19 protein-coding genes are annotated in these 22,730 nt (G+C 64.2%); 3 read left to right on the top strand and 16 right to left on the bottom strand.

Annotated elements, in window-relative coordinates; all coding sequences use genetic code 11:
* Nucleotides 1-177: 177 nt before the first annotated feature.
* Nucleotides 178-2,310, bottom strand: a complete 2,133-nt coding sequence (locus tag AB1286_RS10155; RefSeq protein WP_430363160.1) for a phosphocholine-specific phospholipase C — start codon at nucleotides 2,308-2,310, stop codon at nucleotides 178-180.
* A 344-nt stretch (nucleotides 2,311-2,654) separates the two neighbouring features.
* Here AB1286_RS10155 and AB1286_RS10150 point away from each other — a divergent pair, with 344 nt between their 5' ends.
* A complete protein-coding gene (locus AB1286_RS10150) occupies nucleotides 2,655-3,080 on the top strand; it encodes a hypothetical protein (protein WP_430363159.1) in 426 nt (141 codons plus the stop codon).
* 77 nt (nucleotides 3,081-3,157) lie between these two features.
* Here the strand turns inward: AB1286_RS10150 and bioB are convergent, their stop codons facing one another.
* From bioB to AB1286_RS10090, 12 genes are all read right to left on the bottom strand, one after another.
* Complete coding sequence (gene bioB, locus AB1286_RS10145; protein WP_430363158.1) at nucleotides 3,158-4,225, bottom strand: biotin synthase BioB; 1,068 nt, start codon at nucleotides 4,223-4,225, stop codon at nucleotides 3,158-3,160.
* Between the two features lie 62 nt (nucleotides 4,226-4,287).
* Complete coding sequence (gene bioD, locus AB1286_RS10140; protein ID WP_430363157.1) at nucleotides 4,288-5,010, bottom strand: dethiobiotin synthase; 723 nt, start codon at nucleotides 5,008-5,010, stop codon at nucleotides 4,288-4,290.
* Nucleotides 5,007-6,188, bottom strand: coding sequence for an 8-amino-7-oxononanoate synthase (gene bioF / locus AB1286_RS10135; protein ID WP_430363156.1), 1,182 nt, complete (start codon nucleotides 6,186-6,188; stop codon nucleotides 5,007-5,009). Before bioF ends, bioD begins: the two co-directional genes overlap by 4 nt.
* Complete coding sequence (bioA, locus tag AB1286_RS10130) at nucleotides 6,188-7,537, bottom strand: adenosylmethionine--8-amino-7-oxononanoate transaminase (protein WP_430363155.1); 1,350 nt, start codon at nucleotides 7,535-7,537, stop codon at nucleotides 6,188-6,190. Before bioA ends, bioF begins: the two co-directional genes overlap by 1 nt.
* Nucleotides 7,538-7,931: 394 nt before the next feature.
* Nucleotides 7,932-9,233, bottom strand: a complete 1,302-nt coding sequence (locus tag AB1286_RS10125; RefSeq protein WP_430363154.1) for a dienelactone hydrolase family protein — start codon at nucleotides 9,231-9,233, stop codon at nucleotides 7,932-7,934.
* A gap of 432 nt (nucleotides 9,234-9,665) precedes the next feature.
* Nucleotides 9,666-10,118, bottom strand: a complete 453-nt coding sequence (locus AB1286_RS10120; RefSeq protein ID WP_430363153.1) for a YchJ family protein — start codon at nucleotides 10,116-10,118, stop codon at nucleotides 9,666-9,668.
* A complete protein-coding gene (locus AB1286_RS10115) occupies nucleotides 10,115-11,248 on the bottom strand; it encodes an acyl-CoA dehydrogenase family protein (protein ID WP_430363152.1) in 1,134 nt (377 codons plus the stop codon). The genes AB1286_RS10120 and AB1286_RS10115 overlap by 4 nt, the downstream gene beginning before the upstream one ends.
* A gap of 71 nt (nucleotides 11,249-11,319) precedes the next feature.
* On the bottom strand, nucleotides 11,320-11,997 hold the full coding sequence (locus tag AB1286_RS10110; RefSeq protein WP_430363151.1) for an SDR family oxidoreductase: 678 nt from the start codon (nucleotides 11,995-11,997) through the stop codon (nucleotides 11,320-11,322).
* A gap of 99 nt (nucleotides 11,998-12,096) precedes the next feature.
* Complete coding sequence (locus AB1286_RS10105; RefSeq protein ID WP_430363150.1) at nucleotides 12,097-13,302, bottom strand: acetyl-CoA C-acetyltransferase; 1,206 nt, start codon at nucleotides 13,300-13,302, stop codon at nucleotides 12,097-12,099.
* Entirely contained in the window at nucleotides 13,295-14,056 is a 762-nt protein-coding gene (can, locus tag AB1286_RS10100; protein WP_430363149.1) for a carbonate dehydratase, read from the bottom strand. The genes AB1286_RS10105 and can overlap by 8 nt, the downstream gene beginning before the upstream one ends.
* A 61-nt stretch (nucleotides 14,057-14,117) precedes the next feature.
* Complete coding sequence (gene aceK / locus AB1286_RS10095; RefSeq protein ID WP_430363148.1) at nucleotides 14,118-15,968, bottom strand: bifunctional isocitrate dehydrogenase kinase/phosphatase; 1,851 nt, start codon at nucleotides 15,966-15,968, stop codon at nucleotides 14,118-14,120.
* Nucleotides 15,965-16,432 carry a MerR family transcriptional regulator gene (locus AB1286_RS10090; RefSeq protein ID WP_430363147.1) on the bottom strand — a complete coding sequence of 156 codons (468 nt, stop codon included), beginning with the start codon at nucleotides 16,430-16,432 and terminating at the stop codon, nucleotides 15,965-15,967. Before AB1286_RS10090 ends, aceK begins: the two co-directional genes overlap by 4 nt.
* 103 nt (nucleotides 16,433-16,535) lie before the next feature.
* Here AB1286_RS10090 and AB1286_RS10085 point away from each other — a divergent pair, with 103 nt between their 5' ends.
* Complete coding sequence (locus AB1286_RS10085) at nucleotides 16,536-17,612, top strand: MBL fold metallo-hydrolase (RefSeq protein WP_430363146.1); 1,077 nt, start codon at nucleotides 16,536-16,538, stop codon at nucleotides 17,610-17,612.
* A gap of 44 nt (nucleotides 17,613-17,656) precedes the next feature.
* Here AB1286_RS10085 and AB1286_RS10080 read toward each other — a convergent pair whose 3' ends face one another.
* Entirely contained in the window at nucleotides 17,657-19,153 is a 1,497-nt protein-coding gene (locus tag AB1286_RS10080) for a S8 family peptidase (protein WP_430363145.1), read from the bottom strand.
* Nucleotides 19,154-19,345: 192 nt separating this feature from the next.
* Here AB1286_RS10080 and AB1286_RS10075 point away from each other — a divergent pair, with 192 nt between their 5' ends.
* The gene (locus tag AB1286_RS10075; RefSeq protein ID WP_430363144.1) at nucleotides 19,346-20,920 is read left to right on the top strand and encodes a methyl-accepting chemotaxis protein; all 1,575 of its coding nucleotides are present in this window, start codon (nucleotides 19,346-19,348) and stop codon (nucleotides 20,918-20,920) included.
* A gap of 53 nt (nucleotides 20,921-20,973) precedes the next feature.
* Here the strand turns inward: AB1286_RS10075 and AB1286_RS10070 are convergent, their stop codons facing one another.
* Nucleotides 20,974-22,251, bottom strand: a complete 1,278-nt coding sequence (locus AB1286_RS10070; protein WP_430363143.1) for an RNA polymerase sigma factor — start codon at nucleotides 22,249-22,251, stop codon at nucleotides 20,974-20,976.
* Nucleotides 22,248-22,667 (bottom strand): YciI family protein, encoded by a 420-nt coding sequence (locus tag AB1286_RS10065; RefSeq protein WP_430363142.1) that lies wholly within the window; start codon nucleotides 22,665-22,667, stop codon nucleotides 22,248-22,250. Before AB1286_RS10065 ends, AB1286_RS10070 begins: the two co-directional genes overlap by 4 nt.
* Nucleotides 22,668-22,730 lie beyond the last annotated feature (63 nt).

The following is a 22,730-nucleotide window of genomic DNA, read 5'->3' as shown; positions in this document are numbered from 1 at the left end:
AATGGCGGCCGTGCGACGCGGCGCGGCTCTAGTCGACTGAGAATGGGCGCTATTTTACGGCCCATCTCGTGCAACGAGCTTACCGGTCGGACGCGCAGGCGAGCGGTCGCGACCCGCGCTGCCAGCGAGGCGAGCGACGGGCGGCCGGACCGTGCGTCGCTCGCTCGCCTTAAAGGCCTATGCCCCGAACGCCGTCACCGGTGCGACCGCAGCGGGATCGCTGAAGCTCGAGCGGCCCGTTTCGATGTGGCCGGCGATGCGCCGCAAGAATGTGCCCGTCTCGCCTGCCGTGACCGTCAGGTCGTACCAATGGTGACTGTCCGCCAAGCGCCAGCATGCCTCGTGTTCGCCACGGGGCGCCAACTCGATGTGCCGCGTGGACGCGCCGTAGGCATTGTCGTGCACGGATAACCGTACATGCTCGCCCCCGCAGTTGACGAAGCGCAAATACAGATGGCCGTTCGCCACGTCGTATCCGGTTTTTACCTCGACGTCCAATGGACCGTGCGGATGGCGGCCATCGCGACCGGCGACTGAGCCGTCGAATTCACGCACGAAGCCGTTCGGGCCGTGGACGATGAAGGCGTACGCGCCGTTCGTCACGCTCAGGTCGAACGTCTCGCGCAGCGACTTGTGCGCTTCGACCGTATAGCGCCAGGGGCCGTCCTGACGATTCTTCGCATAGACGTAGAAGTGTGCTCCCTGCGCGCCGGTATTGACGAAGTCCAGCGCAAACTTCGCTTCGTCCGCGTGCAGGCGGCCGTTCACGTGCAACTCGTAAGGCAGCGTTCGAGCGCGGCGTACGCCGGGCTCTTGCGCGTCGATCGTGCCGGGCGTGGCGGGCACGCTGGGCGCCGGTAACGTCGAGCACTGGTTGTCCGCGATCGACTTGTAGTTGCTCGTATCGGGCAGCGGCGGCATCGTCGCATCGGGCGAGCGGAAATCGAACGCAGAAGTCAGATCGCCGCACACGGTGCGGCGCCACGGCGTGATGTTCGATTCATGAACGCCGAAGCGTGCCTCGATGAAACGGATCACCGACGTGTGATCGAACACCTGCGAGCACACGAAGCCGCCCTTCGTCCAAGGCGAGACGATCGTCATCGGCACGCGCGGCCCGAGGCCGTACGGCAGATTATCGGCAGTGAAGTGCCCGCCGCGCCCCGGATTGACGACGTTGTGGATTTCGCCGTCCGTCGTAACGGTCGAAAGCCCTTGCGCGCGCGACGTCGGCGGCTGGGGCGGCACGATGTGGTCGAAGTACCCATCGTTCTCGTCGTACATGATGAACAGGACGGTCTTGCTCCAGACCTCGGGGTTTGCCGTCAGCGCGTCGAGGATCTGCGAGGTGTATTCGGCGCCGTAAGCGGGCGTGTACTTCGGATGCTCGGAGTAGGCGGCCGGCGGCAGCAGCCACGAAACCTGCGGCAGATTGTTCGCGAGCACGTCGGCTTTGAGCTGATCGAGCGAACGCACCGTCATCGCGCGCTGCTGCAACGCCGAGCCTTGCGGCGCGTTGATGTACTGCGCGAAGTTCATCAGGATGTTCGTGCCGTAGTTGCCGTTCAGCGGATCCTTCCAGGTGAGCCCTTGCTGATAGACCTGCCACGAAATCCCGGCCGCTTGCAGGCGCTCGGGGAAGGTCGTCCATGACAGCAGCTGATAGGCCGGCGGCAGATCGCCGTCGACGTAGTCGTTGTTGTCGAGCAGCGGCCCACCCATCGTCCCCGTCGGATCGATCGTGCCCGTCATCAGATATGAACGATTCGGGTGCGTCGCGCAGGGGATCGAGCAAAAGTAGTTGTCGCAAACGGTGAAAGCGTCCGCGAGCGCGTAGTGAAACGGAATGTCGCTACGCAAGTAATAGCCCATCGTCAGGTCGGTCTTGTTGGCCGGCCATTGATCGTAGCGGCCCGCGTCGATTGCGGCCTGCGTGGCGTACCAAGAGTGATCGAGCGCTCCGACGCATTGGGCGCTCGTCGTCTGCGTGTTCAGATGAAACGGCGGAACCGGCTGTGCGGGATTCTCTTTCGACGGCTGTTGCCAGACGGGCGCGCCGTTCGGCAGCGGAATCGGAAAGCGGTCGTTGTAGCCGCGCACGCCGGCCAGGTGTCCGAAGTAATGATCGAACGAGCGGTTTTCCTGCATAAAAACCACGACGTGCTCCACGTCGAGAATCGTCCCCGTGCGCGAGGCCGCCGGAATGGCCAGCGCGCGGCGAATCGACTCGGGAAACAGCGTGACGGCAGCGGCGGCGCCGGCCGATTGGGCCATCGATTGCAGAAAGCGACGGCGGCTATTCGAAGTCATCGGGTGTTTCTCCTGGTTCTTGGCGGCGTGTTCGTTCGAGGAGGAGCTGCGGGACGTGCGACCGCGATCGACACACGCGCGGCGGCCACGCCCGATGCGCGGCAATGCGCCGGACAGTGTGGCGAAACGATAAGAAGAATTTGTGAATCGATGAATCGACAGCGGCGTTTGCCGGCGCCGAGCATGGGGAGAAAGACGCGCCGTAGTCCGAAATTTACCTCGGCCGCGCAATAGACTGCTTCGTCCGTGGGATAAAGCAAGCGACGCGCCTGCGCGCAAGAAACGGGCCCGCCCTTATGGCGTGCGGGCTCATTGTCGTTCACCCACTAGCAGAGACAGAGCGTATGCACATCGAGACGGTTTATCTCATGACCGAAAACGGACGTTTCGTTTGTACGGACAGGTACGGCGACATCAAGATCAAGAAAGATCAAGCGGATGCCACGTGCAAATATCAGGCGGGCTGGGGGCCGGTCGGCCAAAAGGTGGTGATCTACAACCCGGCCTCCGATAGAGGCTGGGCCGTCGCGCCGGATCCGGCCACCCCGCACGTGGATGGCCTGATCACCGCCCGCAAGAGCGATTGGACGTCGTTCAACTACCGCATCGACGAGAAGGACCCGACGCTGATGACGCTAAGCACCGAGGACGGTCAATACGTTTCTCGCGTCGACATCGGCCGGCCGCACGAACTGATTGCCGCGGACGGGGCGAGCGCGGAGGCGGCCAGCCAGTTTCGTGTGATCCGGTTCGCCAACGATGCCGCATAGCGGCGTGGCTAAGGGGCGCTGAGGGGCCGCTAAGGAGCAGTGCTCAGCGGCCGTAAGCTGACAAACGTCGTATCGTCTCAATGACCGCCACAGCCGCCCGAGCACGACTTGTTGTCTTCGCGCGGCTCGGGGCTTCCCGCGCGAATATCCAAACGCTGGAGCAGCTTGCGATCGGCATCGGCTTGCGGGTTGCCCGTCGTCAGCAATAGATCGCCATAGAACATCGAATTGGCGCCGGCGAGGAAACAGAGCGCTTGTAAGCCGTCGTCGAGCTTCTGGCGCCCGGCCGAGAGGCGAACCACAGCGCGGGGCATGGTGATGCGCGCAACCGCAATCGTGCGCACGAACTCGAACGGATCGACCGGCTCGGCATCGGCGAGCGGCGTGCCCTCGATCGCGGCGAGATTGTTGATCGGTACCGATTCCGGATACGGATTCAAGTTCGCGAGTTGGGCGATGAGTCCCGCGCGCTCGCGGCGCGATTCGCCCATGCCGATGATGCCGCCGCTGCACACGTTGATGCCCGCGTCACGGACGTTTTCGAGCGTATCGAGGCGTTCTTGATAGCTGCGCGTCGAGATGATTTGTCCGTAGAACTCGGGGGACGTGTCGAGGTTGTGGTTGTAGTAGTCGAGGCCCGATTCGCGCAACGCCTTCGCCTGACCTTCGTCGAGCATCCCGAGCGTCACGCACGTTTCGAGGCCCATCGCCTTCACGCCGCGGATCATTTCCTTGATCGGCGCCAGATGGCGCTCTTTCGGGCTACGCCACGCGGCGCCCATGCAAAAACGCGTCGCGCCGCTTTCCTTCGCGAGACGGGCCGCATCAAGAACCGCTTCGACATCCATCAGCTTTTCGGCTTTGATGCCCGTATCGTAATGTGCCGATTGCGCGCAGTACTTGCAGTCTTCCTCGCAGCCGCCCGTCTTGATCGAGAGCAGCGTCGAAAGTTGAATTTCGTTCGCGCTGAATTGCTCGCGATGCACTTGCTGCGCGCGATAGAGCAGGTCGTTGAACGGCAGTTCGTACAAGGCGACGACGTCGGCGACGCGCCAGCGTTGGGCGCTGTTCGACTTCGCTTCGTTGCTGCGTGCGGCTTCGCTTACCGGCGAGGATGTCTGCATGGCGTTTTGAGCTTCAGTCATTTCGTTGGTCCGAGTGGGAATCGATTGAATCCAAAAAGGGAGGCCGGGTCGGGCCGTTGGGGTCACGTCAGGTCGCGCAGCGTGCGCACGAGCGTGGTCATATCCAAATGCGTCGCGGCGATCTCCGCCGATGGCGGCGCGAGATACGGGACGGTACCGAGCAGGGTCGTTCCATGTTCGCGCTCGAGCCGCGCGCGGATCGTCTCGATGTTCTCGTCGGCAAAGCGCATCGCCGGATCGACGATATTCGCAACCCAGCCCGCGAGACGCAGCCCGCGCGAGACGATCGCCTCGGCCGTGAGCAGCGCGTGGTTGATGCAGCCGAGCCGCACGCCGACCACGAGTACGACCGGCAGTGCAAGCTCAACCGCGAGATCGGCCGTGTCGAGTTGCGCATCGAGCGGCACGCGAAAGCCGCCGACGCCTTCCACGACCACGACGTCGGCACGTCGCATCGCTTCGCGATGGCATTCGACGATGGGGGCAATCTCGAGCGTGCGGCCTTCTTGTGCGGCGACGATGTGCGGCGCGGCAGGCGCTTCGAGTAAATAGGGCGTTCTGATCTCGGGCGGAAGCAGCACTTGCGCCGCCGCGTCGAGTTGATCGGCGTCCTCGTTGTGCCAGAGTCCGTCCTCGGCATTGAAATAGGCGCCCGCGGCGATCGGCTTCATCGCCGCCGCCGACAAGCCGGCTTTGGCGAAACCGCGCAGCAGCGCGCACGAGACGAGCGTTTTGCCGATCTCCGTATCGGTGCCCGTGACGAATAGCGAAAGGGCCGCGCTCATGCCATCGCTTCCACTTCGACAAGCGCCACGCGCAGCCGCTCCAGATCGGCGAACGTATGCCCCGCCGAGAGCGAGATGCGCAGACGCGAGGTGCCGACGGGCACCGTCGGCGGGCGAATCGCGGGCACCCACAATCCTTCGGCGTCGAGCTGAGCCGCCAGCGCCAGCGTTTGCTCGTTACCGCCGATGACGAGCGGCTGGACGGCCGTATGCGAATCGATCGCGCGCCAGTGCGTGAGGCGCAACGTCTCGCGCGTATGTTCGATCAGTGCAGCTAGATGCTTGCGACGCGCTTGCCCTTCGTCGCCCGCGATCAGCGCGAGGCTGGCGCTAACGGCGCACGCGTCGGCCGGCGACGCGGCCGTGGTGAAAATATAAGGGCGCGCGCGCTGTATCAGCCATTCGATGACGGTTTCGTGCGCGATGACGGCGGCGCCCGCCACACCCACTGCTTTGCCGAACGTACAGAGATAGACGAGGTGCGGCGAGCGCAACGCGGCTTGCGCCACGGCGCCGCGTCCGTTCGGCCCGAGCACGCCGAAGCCGTGCGCATCGTCGACGATCAGCCACGCGCCATGCCGCTCGGCGAGTTCGAGCAGTCGAGCGAGCGGCGCGATGCTGCCGTCCATGCTGAAGACGGCGTCGGTGACGATCGCTTTGACCGGGGCATCCGATGCTTCGAGCATGGCCGCGAGCGCTACCGTATCGGCATGCGGATAGACCTGCACTTCGGCGCGCGAAAGCCGGGCGCCGTCGATGAGCGAGGCGTGATTCAGCGCATCGGAAAAGAGTGCCGCGCCGCGTCCGGCGAGCGCGGTGATCGTGGCGAGGTTCGACATGTAGCCGGTCGAAAACGTCAGCGCGCGCGGGGCATCGACGAACCCGCCCGCAAACGCCGCGAGTTCGTCCTCGAGGACGGCATGCGCGCGCGAATGGCCGCCCAGCAGATGCGAGCCGCCGCTGCCCGAGCCGTAGCGGCGGGCGCCCTCGGCCTTGGCTTTGGCCAGCCGCGGATGAGCGGCCAAGCCGAGGTAGTCGTTGCTCGCGAAGCCGACGATCTCCCGGCCGTCCACCGTCATATGCGCCGCGCAGGGGGTGTCGGCGATGCGGCGTCGGCGCGTGAGCCCGCGTGCGTCCAGATCGGCAAGCCCTTCACGCAAGGTATCGAGCAAAAACATTAACGTCCTCCGGCGGAAAGCGTGGCTTCGAGCGTTTCGCAGGTGCGTGAGCCGAGCAGCGCGATTGTTTCGGAGTCCAAAATATAGGGTGGCATGAGATAGACAGTGCGGCCGATCGGCCGCAACAACAACTCGCGCGAGAGGGCCGCTTCGAAGAAGCGCCGCGAGAACGTGCGAGCTTCGTCGCCGTCGAGCGCTACGTCGAACGCGATGATCGTGCCGGCGCGCCGAATGTGCCGCACCGCTTCCAATGCGCTCACGGGCGAGAGCGCTTCCATGAGCTGCGCGGACTTCTTTTCGTTTTGTGCAAGAACGTCGTCGCGTGCGAATAGATCGAGCGTGGCGAGCGCGGCGCGGCATGCAAGTGGATTGCCGGTGTACGAATGCGAATGCAGGAAGCCGCGCGCAGTGTCGTCGTCGTAGAAAGCCGCATAGATTTCGTCGCGCGAAAGGACGAGCGAAAGCGGCAAATAGCCCCCGCTGATGCCTTTCGACAGGCACAGGAAATCGGGCCACACGCCTGCTTGTTCACAAGCGAAGAAAGTGCCGGTGCGACCGCAACCGACGGCGATCTCGTCGGCGATCAAATGCACCTCGTATTCGTCGCACAGTTTGCGCAAACCCGCGACGTAGTCGCTATCGTGCATCGCCATGCCGGCGGCGCACTGCACGAGCGGCTCGACGATCAGCGCGGCGATGCGCGAGCCGTTCGCGTCCAGCAGCGCGCGCACGTCTGCCAATGCTCGATGTGCGACATCGCGCGCGCTTTCGCCCGGTTCGGCCAAGCGCGCGTCGGGCGACGCGACGATATGGGCGCCGCGAATGAGCGGATCGTAAGCATCCCTAAACAACGCCACGTCCGTCACGCCGAGGGCGCCGATCGTTTCGCCGTGGTAGCCGTTCGCTACGCAGACGAATTCGCGTTTTTCCGAACGGCCGAGGTTGCGCCAGTAGTGAAAGCTCATTTTCAGCGCGATCTCGACGGCACAGGCACCGTCCGACGCGAAGAACGCATGGCCGAGCGTGCCGTGCGTGAGAGCCGACAGCCGCTCGGCCAATTCCACTGCACATTCGTGCGTACAGCCCGCGAGCATCGCGTGCTCGAGCGTATCGAGCTGCGCTTTGAGCGCGGCGTTGATGTCGTCGTTCGCGTGGCCGAATAGATTCACCCACCACGAACTGATGGCGTCGAGATAGCGATGGCCTGCCCGGTCGTAGAGCCACGGACCTTTGCCGCGGGCGACGGGAATGAGCGGCAGGCGCTCGTGATGCTTCATCTGCGTGCACGGATGCCAGACGGCCTTCAGGCTGCGGGCGACCCAATCGTGCTCGGCTCGTTGTTCGTTCAATCACCGCTCCATGACATGAAGCAAGCGCGCGGTTGCGCTCTTCGCGTACGGAAAACGCGCGACAGGTCAGTCGATTCGTTGCTTCGACGCATGCCGCACGGACAAAAACGGCGTGAGATTAACGCGTTCGGCGAGCCATTGCACCTGCCTGCTCGCACTGGGCGAAAGTGCTTTTCTAGGCCGTTAGAGGCATCTCGCGACGGTTTTTACGAAATCGCCAGAAATCGCTTCAGATAGCGACGGCAGAGTGACCCACTCCATGTGAAAAAAATTTGTGGAGGCGGGTCTGGAACCGATTTTTCAGACAGAAAAGGAGACGCGAAACGCGTCGAGACGACGCGTTCGGAGGAAAACTCGGAGGAAAGAGGGGGCGGGCCGATGGTCGGCCCGTGAATCAGTCGCGGCTGGCTAACGCGGATTCGTTCGGCGAGGATTCGGTTTGCGCGGTGCTCGAAGATGGGTCGTTCCAGACGACGCGGTTGTCGACGGCGTAGAGCCGGCACGGCGAGTTGCCGTTTTCCTTGTTGCAGTTGGCGAGCGCCACGGACATCGGATTGTCGCCGCCTTCGGCCCACGACCATGCACCCGATGACGAGACGGCGAACGCGCGCGTCGGATATTGATCGAGGAATTGACGATAGGCGGCGCGGCCGGCCGCATCGACGTAAGGAACGGCATTCACGGCGTCGATCGACGCGAAGCCCGAGGCGCGCGGAATCGTCATGTCCTGGACTTCGTATTGGACGCGCGTGGGCATGCCGATGCGTTCGAGGAACGCCTCGACGGACGGCCACCACACGCGCACGCCGTCGCGGTCGACGACGAGCCGGTGCGCGTCGTTCTTGTAATCGCCGAAGTCGACCATCTGCGCGGGCGCGCCGTGAGCGACATAGCGCGCGTACATGCTCTTGGTTAAGTTAGCACTCCAAACCGAATCGTTATCGCCGTAAATCCACAGCGACGGTACGTGCACGGTTTCGCCGTATTGCTCGAACGCATGCGTCAGGTTGTCTTGCCAGCCGGTGCAGGCGTCCTGGCGCAACCCGCCCGAAAAATTGATTAAGCCGCGCACGCCCGACTGCGCGTCCATGCCGTATGCGATCGTCGTCAGGCCGCCGTGCGAGGTTCCCGCCACGACGATGCGCGAGGGATCGACATAGGCGCGGCTCGACATATAAGCGATCGTTGCCTTGACGTCGTCGGCCTGGGCAACGCCGTTTTTCTCGACGTCGCAGCCTTCTTGCCGATAAGCACCGCCCGAATCCGCGAAGCCTTCGCGATTCGGCGCGACGACGACATAACCGCGCCGCACGAACTCGCGCGCGAACGAGAGCGGGCGGCTGCGCGGCTGCGCGCGCGGATCGCCTTCGATCTTCCCGTGGTTGAATACGACGAGCGGGAACGGACCTTTGCCGTCGGGTTTATAGACGGTCGCCTCGAGCGTGATCGTCCCTGCCGCATCGACGGGAATGCGCACGATCTGTTCGTTCATATTGCCGGCAAGCGCGGGCAGAACATAGGCGTCGTGGCCGAATTCGAGCGGCGCGACGCTCGCGCGAGCGAGCGGTCTCGTGTCATTAGAGGCCAGCGTCAACTCGCGGATCGCATCGTTCGACGACGACGCGCTCGCGCCGGCAAAGGCGCTCATCCATGCGCACGCGCATAAACAACCGACGAATACGTTTTTCAAACTCATGCGCGTGTCTGCTCTGATCACAAAAAAAGCGCCGCGGTGGCAACGCCGGACTTTTCGATAGGCGTCCGGTGAACTCAGTATCCACGAGCCGCTTGCCGCGCCGTTGCCCGAAAAGAGCGGGGCAGCGGCCGCAATTCATCCCTTCGGCCGAGGCAGGAGGCCGGCGGCCAATCGAGCGCAATCGCGGGAGCGGGTGTTGTGGCGATGATCGGCCGCGCGTTAAGCAAATGCTTAAACGGCCCAAGCAGGCGTTGTCGCCGACACGATCGGGCGGCGAGTTCGACGCTTAAGCACCGATGCACCACAAGCCTGGCCATCGTATCGTCGCCAAAATGATCTGTGCAATGCAGGAGAACCCGGGGCGCCGAGCGGCCCGGGTCGATGTGTCGGCAACCTTTGCCGATGCAAAGATCGCCGAAAAAAGCGCGCGAGTTAGCGCTCGCTAACGTCGCCGTCCACGTAGCGCCAGCGTTCGTCGTCGCCGCGCACGAAACGACTGACTTCGTGCAGGCGATGGCCGCGCCCGCGCAGCTTGTAGCGAGCGACGAATTCGACGATCGCATGCCGCGCGTCTTGCGCCTCGAACCGCTTCACTTGCAGGCCGAGCCAGCGCGGCGTGTCGGGCGCATCGATGTCGACATGAAGGTCGGCGGGACACGTGGCAGGGTCCCATGTAGCGCGCAGGTAGTCTGTATGGCCGAGCACATAGGCGCTGTAGCGCGAGCGCATCAATTCGAGCGCCGTGGGAGCGAGGGCGCGGCCGTCGAGGTAGGGACCGCAGCAGGCGTCGAAGCGAGGGGCCGGCGCGGTGCTCGCGCGACCCGGGGCGGTACCCGCGCATGGGCACAGGGCCGGCGCCTCGTTGCGCGCGTTCGCCGCCGTCATGCCGCGAGCCCCCGGGCAATCAAAATCTTTTGAATGTCGCTCGTGCCTTCGTAAATCTGGCAGACGCGTACGTCACGATAGATGCGCTCGATCGGGAAGTCGCTCAGGTAGCCGTAGCCGCCGAACGTTTGGATCGCATTCGAGCAGATGCGCTCGGCCGCTTCCGATGCGAACAGTTTGGCCATCGCCGCCTCGGTGAGGCAGGGCAAGCCCGCGTCCTTGAGCGCCGCGGCGTGCCACACGAGTTGCCGCGCCGCCTCGAGTTGGGTGGCCATCTCGGCGAAGCGGAACTGCACGGCTTGATGCGCGTAGATGGGCTGGCCGAAACTTTCGCGCTCGTGTGCATAGGCGAGTGCGGCCTCGAAAGCCGCACGGGCCATGCCGACGCTTTGCGCGGCGATGCCGATGCGCCCGCCCTCCAGCCCCGACAACGCAATCTTGTAGCCTTCGCCTTCCTCGCCGATGCGATTGGCGGCCGGAATGCGGCAGCCTTCGAAGACGATCTGCGCGGTGTCCGAGGAGTGCTGGCCGAGCTTGTCTTCGACGCGCGCGACGACGTAGCCGGGTGTGTCGGTTGGGACGATGAACGCGCTGATGCCGCGCTTGCCGGCCGTTTTGTCGGTCACCGCCAAGACGATCGCGACGTCACCGTTCTTGCCGCTCGTGATGAATTGCTTGACGCCGTCGATGACGTAGCTGTCGCCGTCGCGCACGGCCACCGTGCGCAGCGCCGATGCGTCCGACCCCGCTTGCGGTTCGCTCAGGCAAAAGGCGCCGAGCATGTCGCCACGCGCGAGCGGGGTCAGCCATTCGCGTTTTTGCGCCTCATTGCCGTAAGCGAGCAAGATGCTGCATACGGGACAGTTATTGACGGAAATTGCCGTGGACGTGCCGCCGTCGCCGGCCGCGATTTCCTCGAGGATCACGGCAAGCGCGAGCGCATCGAGTCCCGCGCCGCCATACTCGGCCGGCACGAGTACGCCGTAGGCGCCCAACTCGGCCAACTGCCGATGCACGTCTTTCGGGAAGGTATGTTCGCGATCCCAGGTCGCCGCATGCGGTGCGATCGCCTCGCGCACGAACGTGCGGACGGCATCTCGTATCATCGAATGATCTTGGTCGAGGACCATTGGCCGGTGTCTCCGTGAATCAGGTTTTCGTTTGGGGCCGTGCGTGCTTAGCTCGCGTCTATCAATCGATCCTACCAATCGATCGACGTGCCGTCGTACTGAATGAACCGGCCGTGATAGCTGTCGCGATCGGCTGCGGCCGCAGCAATGATCGCGCGCATGCCCGTTACGCTGCGCTCGGCGTCGATGGCCGCATCCGCGCCGCCCATGGCGGTGCGCACCCAGCCCGGGTGCAGCGCGAGGCACGTCGCGTGCCGTGTTTGCAGTGCGGCGATGCGCAGCGCGCAGTTCAGCGCCGCCTTGCTCGTGCGGTAGAGCCAACCCGTGGTGCCGGTCGCTTCGGTAATGCTGCCCATGCGGCTCGAGAGGACGGCAAGCACGCCATGGGCCGATTCGACGAGCGGCAGTAGGACCGGCATCAGCATCATCGGTCCGCGCACGTTGGTGGTCATGACGTAATCGAAATCCTCGACCGAGAACGGATCCACGCCTTCCGTGGCCGGTCCGTACACACCGGCGACGATCAGCGCCGCATCGAGGCGCTCGCCCGCGAGTTTGCGCTCGAAGGCCGCGATATCGTCCGGCTCGGTCACATCGAGCGTCAACGCCGATACGTCCGGCGCCTGTAGCTCGGCGAGGGCTTTGCCGTCGCGCGCCGTGGCGATCACCCGCCAGCCGGCCGCGCGGTACTGGCGCACGAACTCATGGCCGATGCCGCGCGATGCACCGACGATCAATACCGTTTTCATGGTGTCTCTCCGCTTGCGATATATCCGCGATGTATCCGCAACCGATGCGCGTGCGCGCTGGCTAGCGCGCACGCGGACGCACCGGCCGCGCCGGATCGATCAAACGATCTCGATGCCCATTGCCGTCGCTTCGCCGCCGCCGATGCAAAGGCTTGCGACGCCGCGCTTGCCGCCGCGCTTGCGCAGCGCGCCGATCAGCGTCACGAGAATCCGTGCGCCCGATGCGCCGATCGGATGGCCGAGCGCGCAGGCGCCGCCGTTCACGTTGACCTTCTCGTGCGGCAGAGCATGGTCGGTCATCGCGGCCATCGTGACGACGGCGAATGCCTCGTTGACTTCGTACAGATCGACGTCGTGCGCCCGCCAATCGTTTTTCTCGAGCAGCTTACGAATGGCGCCGACCGGTGCGGTCGTAAACTTCGACGGCTCTTGCGCGAACGTCGAATGCCCGGCGACGCGAGCGAGCGGTGCGAGGCCGAGCCGTTCGGCCGTCGAGGCGCGCATCATGACGAGCGCGGCGGCGCCGTCGGAGATCGACGACGAATTCGCGGCCGTTACGGTGCCGGTCTTGCTGAACGCGGGTTTGAGCGTGGAGATCTTGTCCAGATTGGCCTTGAACGGTTGCTCGTCGCGGCTGATCGTGACCTCGTCGCCCTTGCGGCCGGCGACCTTCACCGGTGCGATTTCCCACGCGAACGAACCGTCTTCGTTTGCGCGCTTGGCCCGCATCAGCGATTCGACGGCGAACGCGTCTTGCGCCTCGCGCGTGAAGCCGTAGGCGCTCGCGCATTCTTCGGCGAACGTGCCCATGAGGCGGCCCTTCTCGTACGCGTCCTCCAAGCCGTCGAGGAACATGTGATCGAGCACTTGGCCGTGTCCCATGCGCATACCGCCGCGCGCCTTGGGCAGCAGGTACGGCGCGTTCGTCATGCTTTCCATGCCGCCGGCGATCATGACGTCCACGGAGCCGGCCGCCAGCATGTCGTGCGCGAACATCGCCGCGCGCATGCCCGAGCCGCACATCTTGTTGACGGTCGTGCAGCCCGTCGCGAGCGGCAGACCGGCGCCCAACGCCGCTTGGCGCGCGGGCGCTTGACCGAGGCCTGCGGGCAGTACGCAGCCCATCAGCACTTCCTCGATCTGCTCGGCTTTGAGGCCCGAGCGTTCGAGCGCGGCCGCGATCGCCGCCGCGCCCAGTTGGGGCGAGGTAAGCGAGGCGAACTCGCCCTGGAAGGCCGTCATCGGCGTACGCGCCGCCGAGACGATGACGATCGGATCCTTCGTGTTGCGCATTGCTTCAGACATGTTTTATCTCCTTGATCACACCCTCGGCCACCTTCTCGACGTCCGCGAGGCTCGCGGCGTCGGCGGCGACCACGTCGTTTTGCGCCGTGCCGGCTTGTTCGGCCGATAGCGCGGCGACACAGCGTTGGTAGGTTTGCTCCAGCGCGTCGGCGTTCGAAATCGTCATGCCGAGATTTCGCACGCGGCCGTCGTGCACGCCGTAGGCGAGGCCATGCACCGTGAGCGGCTGGCTACGCGCCCATGCGTCGTTTACGATCGTCGTGCGGCATACGTTGACGACTTGCTCGATCGTGTTCAATTCGACGAGGCGCCGATGGCGCGCCACCATCGGCCACTTTTCGAGTAGCGCGGCGTGCTTGGCGCGCACGTCGTGAATATGGTGCAGCCAGTTGTCGGCCAAGCCGACGCGGCGATCGAGCAGCGCGGCGCCGACGCCCGAGCAGCCGTAGTGGCCCACCACCATGATGTGCTTCACCTTCAGCAGATCGACGGCGAATTGGATCACCGACAAGCAGTTCAAGTCCGAATGCACGACGACGTTCGCGATGTTGCGATGGACGAACACTTCGCCCGGCGGCAGGCCGATGATCTGATTGGCGGGAACGCGGGAATCGGAGCAACCGATCCACAAATATTCGGGCGCCTGCTGATCGGCCAAGCGGGTGAAGTATTCGGGGTCTTCGGCGAGCTTGCGCTGGACCCACGCTTCGTTGTTGGCGAAGAGCTGGGCGAGCGGGTGGTTCTGATCGTTCATAGTGCGTCGTCGCAGTGATTGAGCCTTTGCAGCAGGCTATGACGTGAGTTCGGGCGCGCGCTCATGCCGCGCGGGCCGCATCGGAGCTGCCGTCCGCCCCCGTCGAATGTCCTTCGGGCGTGTCTTGAGCGGCGTGCGCCGCGCCGAAGCGAGCGGGAAAGCGGTTGCAAAAGCGTACGCTGCGGTCATAGGGAAAGAAGTCGGGCAACTCGCCTTTGAGCAGCATTTCCTTATGCTTTTGCCAAAGCTGCGGATCGAAGAAATCGGCGTGATGGCGCAGGAAGTACCGGCGCACGGTGGGATCGCCGAGCAAGAACGTGGAATAGGTCTCGGGAAAGATATCGCTCGGCCCCACGGCGTACCAAGGTTCGGCGGACAGCTCTTCCTCCTCCGTTCGCGCTTGCGGCACATGGCGCACGTTGCAGTCGGTCAGGTACTCGATCTCGTCGTAGTCGTAGAAGACCACGCGTCCTTGCCGGGTGACGCCGAAATTCTTATAGAGCATGTCGCCGGGGAAGATGTTCGCCTGCATGAGCTCCTTGACCGCGTCGCCGTATTCCTTGATCGCATGCTCGATGTCGGCTTCGTCGCCGTTTTGCAGGAACAAATTGAGCGGCACCATGCGGCGCTCGATATAGACGTGCTTGATGATTAGAGAATCGCCCTCGTATTCGATCATCGAGGGCGCTTCCTTCTCTAGCTCGCGCACGAGCTGTTCGTTCAGCCGTGCGAGCGGCAGCGCGACGCTCGAGTATTCGAGCGTGTCCGCCATGCGCCCGAGACGATCGTGCCGTTTCACGAGCAGATACTTTTCCTGAATCTTCTGGCGCGTCGTTTCCTTCGGCGGCGGGAAGACGTCCTTGATGATCTTAAACACGTAGGGGAACGAGGGCAGCGTGAAGACGACCATCACGAGCCCCTTGATGCCGGGCGCAACGATAAAGTGATCGCTCGAATGCGACAGATGCTTGAGCAAGTCTCGGTAAAAGAGATTCTTGCCTTGCTTTTGCAAGCCCACCGACGTGTAGATCTCGGCCCTTGGCTTGCCCGGCATGATCGTGCCGAGAAAGTCGACATAGGCGGAGGGCACATCCATGTCCACGAGAAAGTACGAATGCGAGAAGCTGAAGATGATTTGCAGCTGTTCGCGCTTGAGCAAGACGGTATCGAGCGCCAGCAGACCCGGCTTCACATGGCGAATCGGAACGGCGAACGGCAGTAATAACTCGCCGTTGATGATGCGGCCGATGATGTACGCGGCCTTGTTGCGATAGAACAGCGACGAAAGCACGTGCACCTGGAAGTTCACCGCTTCGGAGAAGGCGCCGTACGTTTCGTGGATCGAATCGATGATGCAGGCGACGTCGCGCGTCAGGTCCTCGAAGGGGCGTTCCAACTGGAAATTCGTGACGATCCGCTCGAGCGTCGCGGGCAGCCCGTCTTTGCCCGGGTAATAGGCGCGATAGGTCGGCTTCGCGGCCGGCTCGTCGTTTTCGAGGTACTCCGTCGAGATGACGGGCCGGACGAAAATGAAATCGTTGTTGAAATACGAGCGATGCAAGATCTTGCAGCACACCGAGTTGAAGAACGTTTCGGCGCACTCCGGCTGTAGGTGCTGTGTCAACAAGCCGATGTAGTGCAGCTTGATTTGCTGCCAGATTTCGTCGTCGATGTTCTCGGCGTCGTACTCGTCCTCGAGCAAGCGTACGCATTCCTCGACGCGGTCGTCGTAGGAGGCGATCCGATCGCGCGCGAGCTTTTGCAGCGCGAGCCAGTCGCCGGCTTCGAATAGGGTTTTCGCATGCACGGCGGCGGCGCGGAACGAGCCGTAGTGGCGGTTGAAGCCCTCGAGCATCGACTGGGCGACATCGAAGCCGATCTGCGACGACAGCAGTTTAGGGAACTGTTTCATGGGCGCTCTGCATTTGCGGCGTTTTCGCGGTCGCTGCCGTGCTCGTGCTCGTGGGAAAGCTCGCCGCGATCGAGCGCCGTGCCGCTGCCGGCCAGCATCGCGTGGCACTGCGATTCGTATTGCGCGAGGTCCTCGAGCGTGGCCGTCAAATCCTCCAACTGGCGTTCGAGCACTTGTCTGTGCTCGGCGATCGTTGCGAGGAATGCATGCAATTGCGGTACGGTATCGGTCGGCGATTCGTACAGATCGAGCAGATCGCGAATTTCCGACAATGTGAAGCCGAGCCGCTTGCCGCGCAGCGTGAGTTTCAGGCGCGTGCGGTCGCGCGGCGAATATACGCGCCGCAGGCCGCTCGAGCCCTCCCGGCGGGGCGCGAGCAGCCCCTGATCTTCGTAGAAACGGATCGCGCGGGGCGTAACGTCGAATTCGCGTGCAAGTTCGGTGATCGTAAAGTGCTGGGTCATGGCAGACGCGTCGGGGTAGAATCGACGGACGTTTACGTTATCGTCAACTTTGACAAAGTGCAACTGGGCCGGTGCCTGGTTGCATCCGACCGAGATTGCCCTGATGAATGCGTTGGAACATCAACTCGAGTACCCGTTCGCCGATGCCTTGCCCGAGCCGGGGCAGGTGCGTGAGGTGGCGTCTGGCGTCTTTTGGGTGCGTATGCCGCTGCCGTTCGCGCTCGATCACATCAACCTCTGGCTGCTGCGCGACGAGATCGACGGGCGCTCGGGCTGGACCGTCGTCGATTGCGGTATCGCCGACGAAACGATCAAGGCCAACTGGGAACGCATTTTCGAAAGCGAACTGGCGGGACTGCCCGTATTGCGGACGATCGTCACGCATTGTCATCCCGATCATTTAGGGTTGGCCGACTGGATCTGCAAGGGCGGCGAGCGCGCGCGCTGGGATGTGCGGCTGTGGATCACGCTCGGCGAATATATGCTGGGACGCGTGATGGCCGCGGGCGACGGATCGAATGCGGGGGGCGAAGGGGCGGCGCGCCACTTCGCGCGGCACGGCTTGCAAGATGCCGTCTCGCTCGAAAAATTGCGCAATCGGCGCGAGTATTACGCGAAGCTCGTCCCGTCCGTGCCGACGCAGTACCGGCGCATGCGCGAAGGCGATGCGATCCGAATCGGCGCGAATGCTTGGCGCGTCGTGACGGGATACGGGCATTCGCCGGAGCACGCCGCGCTCTTTTGCGAGGAGCGCGGCGTGCTCATTTCTGGCGACATGGTATTGCCGCGCATCTCGACCAACGTGTCCGTATTCGACATCGAGCCCGAGGGCAATCCGCTGGCCCTGTACCTCGAATCGCTGGGGCGCTACGAGTCGATGCCGGCCGATACGCTCGTGCTGCCTTCGCACGGCAAGCCGTTTCGCGGACTGCATACGCGTATCGCGCAATTGCGCGAGCATCATGAAGCGCGGCTCGCGGAAGTCCGCGAGGCATGCGCCGAGCGCCCGATGAGTGCGGCCGATATCGTGCCGCTCATGTTCAAGCGCGCGCTCGACGTCCATCAGTTGACGTTCGCGATGGGCGAGGCGCTCGCTCACCTGCACCTGCTTTGGCTGGCGGGCGAGCTTTTGCGCGAGCAAGGCGAGGACGGGATCGTGCGGTTCGCGCCGGCAAGTTAAGCCTAGACGGCGAGCGAGCGCCGATCACCCAATCGAGTATGGACTCAATGTGGCGCCGTCGGCGCATCGGCCGTATGCGCTGCGGCCACCGCCGCCGCGACGTCGAGCATGCCGGCGCCGCACAGCGCGGCATCGTGTTTGGCCATGCAGTTCGATTCCGCGGGATAGAGGCGCGCGCTGGCTCTCAACTTATCGCGGATCGCCTCGGGTGTGAGACCCGGTTCGACGGCAAGCATCAATGCCGCCGCGGCCGATACATGCGGCGCGGCCATGCTTGTGCCGTTCAGGCTTCGATAGGTGTCGTCGCCGGGCACGGTGAGTCCTGCGTTCGAGGTCGACAGAATGTCGACGCCAGGCGCGCCTATGTCGATGCGTTCGCCCGAGTTGCTGAACGCGGGTAGCTTGCCGTTCGCGTCGATCGCCGCGACGGCGATCGCGCCGAGGCAACTCGCAGGCTCGCCCACTTCGGTGCCGCCATTGCCCGCCGCCGCGACGAGTGTCGCGCCCTGCGCGAGGACGTCGTCGATGGCCGATTGCATCGCGCGGCCGCAAGGTTGCGACGTCCCGAGACTCATATTGACGACCTTCGCCGGATGCGCGTTGACCGGTATTCCGGGAACCGGAAGTCCCACCGCCCAACGTATCGCATCGATGATGTCGCTTGCCGGCCCCCCGCATTTGCCGAGTGCGCGTACGGGCAAGATACGCGCTTGCCATACGCCTCCCGCGCCGCCGATCTCGTTGTTGGCCACCGCCCCAATGGTGCCGGCGACATGCGTGCCGTGCCATGAACTGTTGCCCGCCAGGCGGTCGGTACCGTCGCATGCCAGCGACTCGTCCACAGTGACCCAGTCGCCCGGGTCCGATGCATCGGCGTCTCGGCCGTCCCCGTCGTTCGCCGTGACGGGATCGGTGAGAAAGTCGTAGCCGGGCAGCAAATGCGCAACGAGATCGGGATGCGGTCGATACCCCGTATCGACGACTGCAATGACCGCTTCGCTCGAACCGGTCGTCGTGTCCCACGCCGCCTCGAAGCGGGCGGCACCGGTCGCGCCGCCGAATCCCCATTGCTTTTCGTAGAGGGGATCGCTGGGCCTCAATTGACGATAGAGGCGATAGTCCGGCTCCGCATATTCGATCTCCGGCTGTGCTTGCAGGCGAGCGGCGATCTCATTGGCCATCTCGCCGCGCACGGGCGTGCTTAAGGTGACGACATGGGCCGCGCCAGACATCGGCCGAGTTTCGACGATTCGTTCCGCCGAGCGGCGCGCGCGCCCGACGGACGGCACCTCGGTTTCTTGCAACACGCGTTCGACGGCGCGACGTGCGAGTGCGGCATGCGCCTCATCCTCCGGCCCATTCGGATGGGTCGATTGCGGCGTCGCGGATGCTTTGACCTTGACGATGAATTGCGCGACGCGCTCTTTCGATGTCGATTCGGCGGTGGGATCGGCATCGGCGGCCCGAGCATCTAGTATGGCCGGGGTGAGCGAGAGTATTGCTGCGACGAAACGATTCACGATGGGTCGGCATGACGTCATGAGGGCTCCTATGTGCTCGTGGATGAAAGCAAATAGAAAGCTTGCCCAGCAGAAACCATTCCCGTGCAAAGATGCGGCCGCGGCCGGCGAAGCCCGTGTTTATCCGCACTCAATGCGCATCGGCATTCGGTCGTAAAGAGAGGTGACGACCCGAGAGACGCGAGCGGGCGTCTCCCATCCGCGAGGTGAGCAATGAACATTCGGCGCAAATTACAGCTGTTTTCGATGGTGACCGTGTTGTCCATGGGCGCCGGCGTTTTCGTATGCGCAATCGGTTTGCATGAGGCGATGAACGCGGAAGACGTCTCCCATCGGCAAGAGAAAGTTTTGCAAGGCATCACGGAAATCAAGGCGAGCGCGCTGTCGACGATCCAGCTCGATCCGACGGCCGACGATACGAAAAAGATCTTCGCCGACGCGGAACGCAACGTCGATGCGTGGTCGTCCAAGCTGGCAACGTTGATCGTCGATCCCGCGCGCGCCGATGCCTTTCGCGCGCTCGTCGCCAAGTGGAGCGCATACGATCGCAAGTCGCACGCACTCATTGAACTCGCGGCGCATGACGCCAAGTCGGCTACCGACCAAACCACGGCGCTCTATCACTCCGATTTCGAGCCGTTCCAACGCGACTTGGAACAGATGGCCGCTCAGATGAATACGCTCGCCGAGCAGCAAAGCGCCGCCGCCCACTCGGTTGCCGATTCCGTCTTCGTTACCGTGCTCTCGGTCATGCTGGCCGGAATGGCGATCGTTTGCGCGATGATTTTCAAGCTTGCTCGCTCGATCAATGCGGGTATCACCTCGCTTCAAACCGCGATCGAGCGCATTAGCGGCACGCGCGATTTCACGCTACGCGCGCCCGTGCTCGGCCGTGACGAACTGACACGCATCGCGGTCGCGTTCAACGATTTGATCGAGCGCGTCTCGGTGGCGTTGCGGGAGGTGTGGACGGCTTCCGAATCGGCCAGCAGCGCGACGCATCAGATCGCCGCGGGCAATGCCGATTTGTCCGCCCGCACGGAAACGCAAGCGGCCTCGCTCGAACAAAGCGCGGCGAGCATGGAGCAATTGACGGCCACGGTGTCCCAAAACGCGGAAAACGCGAAAGCCGCGAGCGCGTTGGCCGGCAGCGCGTCCGATGTCGCGCATACGGCGCACGGCGTGGTTGAAGCGATGGTGGCGACGATGGGCGACATTAGCAAGCATTCGTCGCGCATCGGCGAAATCACCGCGCTCATCGAAGGCATCGCGTTCCAAACCAATATCCTTGCGCTCAACGCCGCGGTCGAAGCCGCGCGCGCAGGCGAACAAGGCCGGGGCTTCGCCGTCGTGGCCGGCGAGGTGCGCGCGCTTGCCCAACGCGCATCGAGCGCGGCCAAGGAGATCAAGGACTTGATCGAGGTGTCGGCCACGACGGTCTGTACCGGAGAGTCGCAAGCGGCTCAGGTGCGCCGCACGATGACCGAAATCCAGGAAGGTGCCGGCAAGGTCGCCGACGTCATCGACGAAATCTCGGCCGCCTCGTCCGAGCAAAGCCGTGGCATTGCGCAGGTCAATCAGGCAGTCAGCCATATGGACGAAGTCACGCAGCAAAACGCCGCGCTCGTCGAAGAGCTATCGGCGGCCTCGCAGTCCATGGCGCAGCAGATGCGCGCGCTGCGCGACGCAGTCGCGATCTTCCATCTCGGCGAAGGGGCGAACGGCGCGATTCGTTCCGCGGCGACGAAGGCGTACGCGCCGCGGGGCGCGCAACTGATGGCGGCTTGACGGGCCGGACGGCGACCCGCCGTGCGCCGCTAACGCGTTCCAACGCCTTCGCCTCAGCGTGTGTCGCGCATCGTCTCGGCACGTTCGAGCAGCAGCGCTCGCTCGCGTGCGTTCTGCGTCATCGCCGCTGCGCGCTCGAACTCCGTGCGTGCTTCGTCGCGTCGGCCGAGCTTGGCCAGCAAGTCGCCGCGCACGCTCGGCAGCCAGTGATAGCGCGCGAGCGCCGGATTGGCCGCGAGCGCCTCGACGATCTCGAAGGCCGCTTGCGGCCCATAGGCCATGCCGACCGCCACGGCGCGGTTCAACTCCACGACCGGCGACGGCGTGATTTGCGCGAGTGCGTCGTACAGCGCGACGATCTGGGTCCAGTCGGTGTCTTCGGCGCGATGCGCGCGCGCATGGCATGCGGCGAGCGCCGCCTGGAGCGCGTACGGGCCGAGCGCACCGTCGAGCGCTTGAGCACGAGCGAGCGCCGCGAGGCCGCGCCGAATGAGCAGCGGATCCCAGCGCGAGCGATCTTGATCGGCGAGCAATATCGGGCGGCCGTCGTGGTCGACGCGTGCGTGAAGCCGCGAGGCCTGCAACTCCATCAGTGCGACGAGACCATGAACTTCGCTATCCTCGCGCATGAGTTCGGCGAGGGTACGACCGAGGCGTAGCGCCTCGTCGCAAAGCGTCGGCCGCACCCAGTCTTCGCCGGCCGTGGCCGCATAGCCTTCGTTGAAAATCAGATAGACGACCTCGAGCACCGATGCCATCCGCACGGCCCGCGCATCGGCATGCGGCACTTCGAACGGTACGCGCGCCTCGCGCAGCGTTCGCTTGGCGCGCACGATGCGCTGCGCGATCGTCGCTTCCGGCGTGAGGAAGGCGCGCGCGATCTCGTGCGTGGCGAGCCCGCCGAGCAGCCGCAACGTCAGGGCGACACGCGCATCGGTCGACAGCACGGGGTGACATGCGGTGAAAATCAAGCGCAGCAAGTCATCGCCGATGTCGTCGGCACGTGCATCGTCGATCGCATCGACGAAATCGGGAACGACATGCGCTTCGAGCGCATCGAGATCGCGTCCGATCGCTTCGTGCTTGCGCGTATGCAGCGCGTCTTGGCGCAGTTTGTCGAGCGCGCGATGCTTGACGGTTGCCATCAGCCAAGCGCCGGGATTGTCGGGCACGCCGGTGCGCGGCCAATGTTCGAGCGCCGCGACGAGCGCGTCCTGCGCGAGTTCCTCCGCTACGCCGATGTCGCGTACGAGGCGGGCGGCATGGGCGACGACGCGCGCGGCCTCGATGCGCCACACGGCTTCGATCGCTCGGTGCGTGGGATTGCTCATGGCTGGCGCAGGCTCGCTTGAACCTCGCGAAAGCGTTCGATCGGCTCGCCGGGCGTGAAGTCCTCCCACTCGAAGAGCGGCCTAACCTCGATCTCGCCGTCGGCCGCCTCTCCGAACGGCGCGGGGAAGCGCCGCGCCCACTCGAGCGCTTCCTCGCGCGAGCGCGCCTGGATCAGCGTATAGCCCGCGATCAGTTCTTTCGTTTCGGCGAACGGCCCATCGACGATCGCGCGCTTACCGCCCGAGTAGCGCACGCGCCAGCCCTCGCGACTGGGCTTGAGCCCGCTCGCGTCGAGGAGTACCCCCGCTTTGGCCAACGCTTCGTGATAGGCCGTCATGGCCGCCATCAACGCTTGCTCCGGCATGACGCCCGCTTCGCTCTGGGCGGTGGCCCGAACCATGATCATGAAACGCATCGCTTCGCTCCTCGCAAGAAGATGGAGGCCGCTTTCCGGGCTCCTACGGCTACGACGAACGAC

The sequence above is a fragment of the Trinickia sp. NRRL B-1857 genome, from assembly GCF_050470685.1.
In the GTDB taxonomy this organism is placed as follows: domain Bacteria; phylum Pseudomonadota; class Gammaproteobacteria; order Burkholderiales; family Burkholderiaceae; genus Trinickia.
The sequence above is the reverse complement of the archived record's forward strand: the minus strand, read 5'-3'. Positions and strand labels throughout refer to the sequence as shown.

Coding starts and splice junctions, on each gene's coding strand:
- AB1286_RS10155 (WP_430363160.1), bottom strand. CDS start 2,310: ATGACTTCGAATAGCCGCCGTCGCTTTCTGCAATCGATGGCCCAATCG.
- AB1286_RS10150 (WP_430363159.1), top strand. CDS start 2,655: ATGCACATCGAGACGGTTTATCTCATGACCGAAAACGGACGTTTCGTT.
- bioB (WP_430363158.1), bottom strand. CDS start 4,225: ATGACTGAAGCTCAAAACGCCATGCAGACATCCTCGCCGGTAAGCGAA.
- bioD (WP_430363157.1), bottom strand. CDS start 5,010: ATGAGCGCGGCCCTTTCGCTATTCGTCACGGGCACCGATACGGAGATC.
- bioF (WP_430363156.1), bottom strand. CDS start 6,188: ATGTTTTTGCTCGATACCTTGCGTGAAGGGCTTGCCGATCTGGACGCA.
- AB1286_RS10125 (WP_430363154.1), bottom strand. CDS start 9,233: ATGAGTTTGAAAAACGTATTCGTCGGTTGTTTATGCGCGTGCGCATGG.
- AB1286_RS10120 (WP_430363153.1), bottom strand. CDS start 10,118: ATGACGGCGGCGAACGCGCGCAACGAGGCGCCGGCCCTGTGCCCATGC.
- AB1286_RS10115 (WP_430363152.1), bottom strand. CDS start 11,248: ATGGTCCTCGACCAAGATCATTCGATGATACGAGATGCCGTCCGCACG.
- AB1286_RS10110 (WP_430363151.1), bottom strand. CDS start 11,997: ATGAAAACGGTATTGATCGTCGGTGCATCGCGCGGCATCGGCCATGAG.
- AB1286_RS10105 (WP_430363150.1), bottom strand. CDS start 13,302: ATGTCTGAAGCAATGCGCAACACGAAGGATCCGATCGTCATCGTCTCG.
- can (WP_430363149.1), bottom strand. CDS start 14,056: ATGAACGATCAGAACCACCCGCTCGCCCAGCTCTTCGCCAACAACGAA.
- aceK (WP_430363148.1), bottom strand. CDS start 15,968: ATGAAACAGTTCCCTAAACTGCTGTCGTCGCAGATCGGCTTCGATGTC.
- AB1286_RS10090 (WP_430363147.1), bottom strand. CDS start 16,432: ATGACCCAGCACTTTACGATCACCGAACTTGCACGCGAATTCGACGTT.
- AB1286_RS10085 (WP_430363146.1), top strand. CDS start 16,536: ATGAATGCGTTGGAACATCAACTCGAGTACCCGTTCGCCGATGCCTTG.
- AB1286_RS10080 (WP_430363145.1), bottom strand. CDS start 19,153: ATGACGTCATGCCGACCCATCGTGAATCGTTTCGTCGCAGCAATACTC.
- AB1286_RS10075 (WP_430363144.1), top strand. CDS start 19,346: ATGAACATTCGGCGCAAATTACAGCTGTTTTCGATGGTGACCGTGTTG.
- AB1286_RS10070 (WP_430363143.1), bottom strand. CDS start 22,251: ATGAGCAATCCCACGCACCGAGCGATCGAAGCCGTGTGGCGCATCGAG.
- AB1286_RS10065 (WP_430363142.1), bottom strand. CDS start 22,667: ATGCGTTTCATGATCATGGTTCGGGCCACCGCCCAGAGCGAAGCGGGC.